This is a genomic window from Gemella sp. (assembly GCF_057272915.1).
The window spans coordinates 152110-160478 of the sequence record NZ_DBHIUF010000003.1 but is presented as its reverse complement, the minus strand read 5'-3'; the positions used below and the strand labels follow the sequence as shown (position 1 = coordinate 160478).

Annotated in this window: 7 protein-coding genes; 1 reads left to right on the top strand and 6 read right to left on the bottom strand. The window is 29.1% G+C overall.

What is annotated here, in order from left to right; genetic code table 11:
- Positions 1–11 precede the first annotated feature (11 nt).
- A complete protein-coding gene (locus ACO6OL_RS02570; protein WP_485502012.1) occupies positions 12–671 on the bottom strand; it encodes a DUF4097 family beta strand repeat-containing protein in 660 nt (219 codons plus the stop codon).
- Positions 672–802: 131 nt separating this feature from the next.
- Positions 803–2155, bottom strand: coding sequence for a glutathione-disulfide reductase (gene gorA / locus ACO6OL_RS02565; RefSeq protein ID WP_485502011.1), 1353 nt, complete (start codon positions 2153–2155; stop codon positions 803–805).
- Positions 2156–2432: 277 nt separating this feature from the next.
- Here gorA and ACO6OL_RS02560 point away from each other — a divergent pair, with 277 nt between their 5' ends.
- Positions 2433–2759: a thioredoxin family protein gene (locus ACO6OL_RS02560; protein WP_485502010.1), complete on the top strand. Its 327-nt coding sequence runs from the start codon at positions 2433–2435 to the stop codon at positions 2757–2759.
- Between the two features lie 43 nt (positions 2760–2802).
- Here ACO6OL_RS02560 and ACO6OL_RS02555 read toward each other — a convergent pair whose 3' ends face one another.
- The 4 genes from ACO6OL_RS02555 to ACO6OL_RS02540 all read right to left on the bottom strand — a co-directional run bounded on the left by ACO6OL_RS02555 (position 2803) and on the right by ACO6OL_RS02540 (position 8336).
- Positions 2803–4971 carry a hypothetical protein gene (locus ACO6OL_RS02555; RefSeq protein WP_485502009.1) on the bottom strand — a complete coding sequence of 723 codons (2169 nt, stop codon included), beginning with the start codon at positions 4969–4971 and terminating at the stop codon, positions 2803–2805.
- Positions 4972–5174: 203 nt separating this feature from the next.
- Entirely contained in the window at positions 5175–5471 is a 297-nt protein-coding gene (locus tag ACO6OL_RS02550; RefSeq protein WP_314160122.1) for a DNA topoisomerase IV, read from the bottom strand.
- Positions 5472–5542: 71 nt separating this feature from the next.
- Entirely contained in the window at positions 5543–6811 is a 1269-nt protein-coding gene (locus ACO6OL_RS02545) for a competence/damage-inducible protein A (protein WP_485502008.1), read from the bottom strand.
- A 148-nt stretch (positions 6812–6959) separates the two neighbouring features.
- The gene (locus ACO6OL_RS02540) at positions 6960–8336 is read right to left on the bottom strand and encodes a polysaccharide deacetylase family protein (protein ID WP_314160124.1); all 1377 of its coding nucleotides are present in this window, start codon (positions 8334–8336) and stop codon (positions 6960–6962) included.
- Positions 8337–8369: the final 33 nt, after the last annotated feature.

Genomic DNA, 8369 nt, shown 5'->3' with positions numbered 1-8369 from the left:
GTTAACTTTATTTAAAACATCAGATTGTGTTTACACAAAAATCTTGACACTGCCTTAGCAAATATATCACCACCATCTGTTACCATATTCACAGAATTTACTTTAGTTTGATCTACTATTATTTTTGCATTATTTTTAGTTTCAATTACTGCATTTTTTATAGTATTCTTAGTAATTTGTACCTTTTTATTATCAGTAGATAATTTAAGATTTCCTACTTCTGCTCCATCGACAACTATCTCATCACTACTGTTAACAACTAAATTCTTAACATTCACATCAAATATTTTCGAAGTTGCATCTTTATTTTCTATATTAATACTTTTATATTCTTTTTTTGGAAGATATATAGTTAGACTATTATCATCTGATTCTTCCGCAGTAGAATTAATATTAAGTGAATTATTCTCTGTAGAATAATTATAATTCCCCTTAAAATTTCCTTTTATTAGAATTGTTTCATTATCATGATAATAGACTTTAACATTATTTTTTATTGAGCTAATTTTAATACTGTCTATTCCTTTTTCTCCAATCCATTCCTTAAATACCTTATTAGAAGATTCTTTTGTAACATTTTTTTCTGGATTCTCTTTACTAAATCTTACACAACCCGTTGATATAGATACTGTGAATATCCCAATAATTACTGTTTTTAATAATTTTTTCATAGTAATCCCCTCCCAAGTTCAGCATACTCCTATTAAATATTAATGTCAAATAAAATAAGCAGGAAAACCCGATAAAATTGACTCCAAAGAAATCAAAATTTTAGAATTTTCCTGCTTCTATTTTTATATAATTATCTCATTGTTACGAATTCTTCAGAACCTGTTGGGTGAATTGCTACCGTGTTATCAAAATCACGTTTTGTTGCGCCCATTTTAATAGCTACAGCAAAACCTTGAATCATTTCATCAACACCATATCCAATTCCGTGTAATCCAATAACTTTCTCGTCTTCACCAAGAGTTACTAGTTTCATAAAACATGGCTGTCTATGACTAGTTATTGCAGAATACATTGGGGTGAATGATGATTTATAAACTTTAATATTTTCTTCACCAAACTCTTTAATAGCTTGCTCTTCTGTATATCCAATAGAACCAATAGCTGGGTGTGAGAATACTACTGTAGCTACATTAGTATAGTCTAAGTGCTCTTCAGGTTTATTATTAAATAGCCTTTCTGATAATCTACGTCCTGCCGCAACAGCAACTGGAGTTAAGGCAAGTCGACCTGTTACATCACCAACTGCATAAATTCCTTCTACATTAGTGTTTTGGTATTTGTCTGTTGGAATAAATCCACGCTCATCTACTTCCACACCTGCAGCTTCTAAGTTAAGATTTTCAGATAATGGTTTTCTACCGATTGCCCAGATTAATAAGTCAACTGTAGTTTCACGTCCATCTTCAAGTACTAAAGTGACACTATTATCAGCATTTTTTACAACTTTTTTAGGAATAGCATTTGTGTGAAGAGTTGGACCTTCTTCATTAATAACTTTTACTAAAGTATCTACTATATCTTTATCAAAAGTTCTTAGCGGACGATCACGACGTACAAATAGATGAGTATCAACACCTAATCCGTTGAATACCCCTGCAAGTTCAACTGCGATATATCCTGCACCAACTACAGCGATACGTTTTGGTAATTGTTTAAGTGCGAATACTTCATTAGAAGTAACACCAAACTCAGCTCCTTCAACATTAGGGATAGTTGGTTGTCCACCAGTCGCTATTAAAATGTGATCAGCTGTATATTGTTCGCCATTAACTTCAACTGTATTTTTATTTACAAATTTAGCATATCCTCTTACTAGATCTACTTTATTATTGTTTAATCCACGTTCATAAGAACCATGAATTCTATCAATATATGCAGAACGATTACCTACTAATTTTGAGAAATCAAATTCTACATCTCCAAAATTAAATCCATAATCATTTGCGTATAGCTTTAAACTTTCAGATATTTGTGACGCATGCCACATAACTTTTTTAGGAACACATCCAACGTTTACACATGTTCCTCCTAATTCATTACCTTCGATTAACAATCCTTTTACACCGTACATTGCAGCTCGGTTAATTGAAGCTATTCCACCGCTTCCTCCACCAATTGCAATATAATCATAATGTTTTGCCATGTTTTCACCTCTATAATATAGTATAGCTTTTATCAATTAAAGATTAGTATTTCCCTTATCTTTTCTTAAGTTAGACTTAATCTCTATATTTCATATTATGCAACATTTAATAATTTAATTCAATAGATATGCTTACATTTGTAATCGGAAATTGAAAATCATCTTATTATCAAAGATTTTCAATACCTTTCAATATTTTCCAGTTAAACCTTCAAAGCATTGTTAATGATAAATACTTCTTTTTATGATATAATTTTTCCATAAATGAGGTGATTATATGTTTAACTATATAGAAAAATTAAACTCTATAGAACAATTTAAAACTTTAAAAGAGGAAAATGAAAAAATTGTTTTTGTATTTTCTGCAATATGGTGCCCTGATTGCATCATGCTTGATCGTTATTTAGAGGAAACGATGAGTAAGTTTCCAGAAATAAAATTCATCTACGTTAATCGTGATGATTATCCAGAAATATCTCAAGCTCTTGATATTTTTGGTATCCCTTCTTTTGTGGGTTACAAAAACAATATTGAAATTAGTCGTTTCGTATCAAGACTTGCTAAAACACAAAAAGAAGTAGAACAATTTTTAGAGAAAATCTAATTGAATTATAAAAAGGCTCAGCATTTCGCTAAGCCTTTTTATACTACCTTAAGTAATAAAGTGGTCCTAATATTTTTTTAATATTTTCAGTTGATTCAAACTTTAGATCTAATGCATCATCAATAGTTTTTATCTTATTGTTTTCTATCATTTCTTCTAGTGTTGACGGAATTACACTTAATTTAAACACCGGAGTGATTTTTAAATCTGATGTAGGAACGATATTATAAAGATCATTTTCTTTAATTTTTTGACCTACAAAAATCTCTTTTGTCCCTTTATCCATATTTACTTTTACTGTTTTGTTTGCAATAAAATGAGATAGTGAGTAACCCGATTTAGGTACTACTATTATTTTATTATTTTTTGTAGCATCTCCAATATTATTAAATTCGTCAACTCTTAAAACATTAGATGTTCCTTTAGAAAGATTAATATTTCCTTCAAAAGTTTTTTCAAATTCTACATTAAACAACTTTCTATATACTGCAGTAAATTCAATATTTTTTCCTTTTTCTGTAACTACAGCACCTAATTCATTAGTTTGCAATAGCTTGTTTTTAGAAACTCTGATATTTTCTGAGTTTTCACCAGCCATTAAATAATCGCTATTTGCCTGCCAACCTAAGAACTCTTGCTCTGTAACTCCAGTAGCTGTCGGTAAATTAATCATACTATCTATTCTAGAACCTACTAATACCTCTTGACCATCAGACAAGAATTTATCAATACCACGTCCTACAAACTTAACAGTAACCCACTCACTATCCACTTTTTTAAAGTAAATCTCTAAAACTGTCTCTGCTGTAATATAATCATCATCGCTGATTACTTTCTTATTGGATCTAAATAGTACTTCATATCCTGAATTTGGTTTAATTTTTTTACGAAGTTCTGCTAGTAAATCCCCTATTTTTTTAGTTTCAGGCCACTCTATATCTTTATCTTTTATACTATCATCAACCTTACCAAATCGTTTATTATAATCATCTTGTCGAATTTTAATAGTATTAACATTTTCTTTATAATTTGCTTTTACTATAATACTATTGTCAATACTAACTTCAGATAAATCCTTAATTTCATTAATTTTAGAATTATCTTTTGCATCTATAATAGTATAGCTATCAACATGATATTTTTCTCTATCAAAGAACTTAGTATCTATTTCACTTAGTTTCTGACCAGTTAGCAACGTCACTTCTTTCTTAGTAATACCGTTATCTAATAATATTTTTGTATTATATTTTGCTTCAATTTTTATATTATTTCCTAATACTTGAGAATTTGAAACTTCCTTGTCATCTAGATAATAACCAGAAAATTCATAGCTCTCACCTTTTTCTATTATATCTTTAATTTCATTTTCTTTAATGAAGTTGCCAAACGATACTCCCTGTTTGATTAAAAACTCTTTATTATTCTTCTTAAATTCCGAAGGATATTCTATTTTTACATTATTCCAGTAATCTTTATCCTGAGTTAATTGCACTTCTATTTTTTTAGCTAAATATGGCACTTCTAAATTTTCCGAACTAATTTCCTTACCATCTACTAATATTTTCGCTTTAGTGTAACTATAGTATTTATCAGGACGATAATATTGCTCTACTTCATATGGTAAAACTGAAACCTTATCATCCTTTGGTGCATTTCTTAGTTCAATCGTTCTATTTACTACCTCTTTTTTACCTTCTGTTACAACCAGATTGATATTCTTTTTAGTAAAATATACCTTACTTGTTTTAGAATATTCAAGATTTTCAATATTTCCTTTATTGTCAATGTCATAACTCATAACATTCATTATTATTCTACTATTCGATACAAAAAGTTTTAGTAAACTTTTATCAACTATTTTACCAGCACCACTATTTTTTAATTGTATTCTAAACATTTCATTTGGAATATTATTATTATCAAGTGAATAGAAAATTAGATAGTTATGTGAATTCTTTTTATAATTCAGTAATTCAGCACTATACTCCAATTCTTCCATATTACTCTGAATTAGATTATTTTTTATAACAGGAAGAGAGTAACTTCTACTTCTAGAGAATAAATCAAAATTAAATATATTATCCCTTAGTACTGTATCCATTACAGTTGTATTATAATCTGTAAAATAATCTGCTTTTATTTCAGTATTCGTAGTTATAGTTAAACTAAAACACAATAGTCCAAAACTTATAATTTTACAATATTTCAACATTTCTCCTCCTTTCTTTCTAATTTATATTATACCATATTCAGTAAAAACAATTATACATAATGTCATTAAAATGAAATTAAATAATATAATATTTCCGCAAGATATTATTATTTAATTTCTGATATAAGAATTTTTATTTAAATATCACAAAATTGACCTATAAGCGTATCACTTATAGGTCTAATTTTTTATTAATGTTATTTTTAAGCTTCACTTATATTTTCTAACATTATTTGATCATTAGATATACTAACTTCATCATATTCGTAATCATCTGCAAAATCATACAAATACTCCTTATACAGGAACATTTCATTAGAGTAATCCAAAAACTCCTCTTCTGGAGCAGAAAACTCTATTTCATTATAACTTTCATCAGCATAATCTGATAAAATTTCATCTTCATAGTCTATTTCAGTATTGAAGTCCTGGGAATATTCATCATCTTGCCCGTACCTGGGATCCGGCGACTCCAAACTAGATAAGTTCATTGTATACATAAAAATCTCCTTAAATATCTTTTTTATTATTATACATTATACATAATCGTTTAACTTTTTACAAGCAAAAACTATAGTTTTTTCAAAATATTTTTTCGCACCTCATTAAGCGCTTCTACACTTGCTCTATAGCGAATTAACTCCCTATCTCCAACGAATAAACATTCTTTAACAGAAACATCTCCTTGAGCATATACAGCTATATAAACTAATCCAACAGGCTTTCCACTTTCATCACTATTTGGTCCAGCTATTCCAGTTGTAGCAATAGCAAAATCACTATTTAAACGTTTTGCTATTCCTAGAGCCATCTCACTAGCAACCTCTTTACTAACAGCTCCAAATCTCTCTAAAGTTTCTTCTTTTACTCCTAATGTAGTTATTTTAGACCTATTAGAATAACAGACTATTCCCTCTAATAATGAATCTGAAATTCCACTTTTTTCTACTAACATAGAGGATATTTTACCTCCAGTTAGAGACTCTGCTATAGAAATTGTGTAATTATTTTCAATAAGAAGATTAGCTACTGCACTATTCAATTCAGTTTGTGAACTAGAGACATCTTCATCCCCAACTAAATAAATATATTCCCCTACACCTTCTCTACTCTCTATTTCTTCCAGTTGTTCATTTATCATGTCCTCACATTCATATTTATCTTCAGCACTCGCAGTAATTCTTAATAGCACCTCACCCGTTTTCGCATATAATGCTAATGTAGGATTAGTCTGTCTATCCATTATATCTTTGATTTTTGTTTCTAAAAGTGATTCACCAATACCATAGAATCTTACATATTTTGAAATAAATTGTTTCTTACTATATTTTTCTAAATAAGGTTTAACACTTTTCTCAAACATATCTCGCATTTCTCTTGGAGGACCAGGCATTAAGATAATACGTTTATTATTTTCTTCAATTATTATTCCTGGAGCTGTACCACAGAAATTCTCTAATACTATAGCTCCCTCAGGAATCATAGCTTGTTTTTTATTATTTTCTGTAATTACATTTCTACCAGCTCTTGTCAATCTCTCAATAATTTTCACCCATGAATATTCATGAAAATAGAAATCGCGACCAAAATATTCGGCTACACATTCTTTAGTGATATCATCATCCGTTGGCCCTAAACCTCCAGTTATTATAACAGTATCATTTTCATTAAATGCACTCTCTAAAGTTTTTAGCAACCGTTCTCGATTATCTCCGACCGTTGTTTGTCTAAAAACCCCTAATCCTAGTGCTGCTAATTCTTTTGATAAATATGCTGTATTAGTATTTACAATATCACCCAATAATAACTCTGTTCCGACAGAAACTAATTCAACTCTCATAAATAAACCTCGCAAAATTTACTAATTTTCTTCTCTTAATTCTATTCTACATCATAATAGTTAAAAAATAAATAATCTAGTCCTAGAGTCCTTTCATTAAAAAAAAAGAAAAGTTCAATGAAGTTACTCATTGAACTTTCTTATTATTCTATTCTCTATTTGTATATTTTTGATGTAACTCTAATTGATCTCCCATTAATTCATCAATCGTCACTAATTCAAAACCTTGTTCTGTTAAGTATTGTAGCACTGAAGGTAAAGCATTAATTGATGTTTGGTGAACATCATGCATTAAAATTATTGAACCTGGACGTGCTTTTCTTACTTCTTTCATTATAGAAGCAGTATTACGATTTTTCCAATCTAGAGTGTCAACATCCCACAAAATAAACGACTGATCCACTGCAGCTTGGATAGTTGCGTTAATTCCTCCGTATGGTGGTCTCATTATATGTACATCTTGACCACTTGCTTTTTTCAAAGCTTCAGTAGTATCATTAATCTGACTTTTAGCTTGTTCTAAACTAATTTTCGTTAATAATGGGTGACTCCAAGAATGATTCCCAATTTGATGCCCTTCAGCAACAACCTGCTTAATTATCTCTTCATTTCCAGCCACTGCTTTTCCTACCATAAAGAATGTACCCTTAGCATTATATTTCTTCAATAACTCTAAAGCAACAGGTGTTGTATTAGGATTTGGACCATCATCAAACGTTAATGCTACAGCCTTTCTACTTCTTTTCTTAATATAAACTTTATATTTCTCTAAATCTTCTCCTTTTAAATAGGTTTCATCAATATATTTGTACAAATCATTTATAGAAATATCTACTGAATTAATCTCCGATGTATTAGATTCCACAGCTATGCTAAATTTAGAATTATTATATGTAAATTTCCATGTAGCCATATCTTTATCACGTAATTTTGTGATAATTTTATTAATATCTTCTTCAGATGCTCCTTGAACAGCTAATTGTTGTCTTATTCTAACTAAAAATTTCTGTTTAGCATCATCTGGTGAAGTAAATAAACTAGATAAAGTAAATTCGTTATTATCTTTATCTAAATAAATACTTGAAACTATTGATTCTTCAGCAGATGAGATTTTCTTAGATTCAATCTTATACAAAACTTTTTTAAGACTTACTTCTTTTACAGCAGTAAAATCTGACTCTTTATTAACTACTCCATAAAATTCTATCGCTTTAATATCTTTATCAAAATTTAAATTTCCCTCTTGCAATCCTTTAGTAACTACATCTAAGCGAGTTTTTATCTCAGCAGCCTGTTCAGTGCTCGAATTTGGATAATAAACTTTAATATATTTATCCTTTAGCCAGCCAGATTTTACACTACTATCTTTTGCTAACTCTAATTTATCACCATCTTGAACTATTTTTTTTACCTGAGATTGAAAATTATAATCTTGCCACTTTTGATATGCTGTATCTCCATAAAATAATAAAAACGTACATATTGAAATACATAATGCACCTAATAGAATAACGAATTTTTTCATTTCTTATTCCCCTTAAATTTTTTCATTTTATAT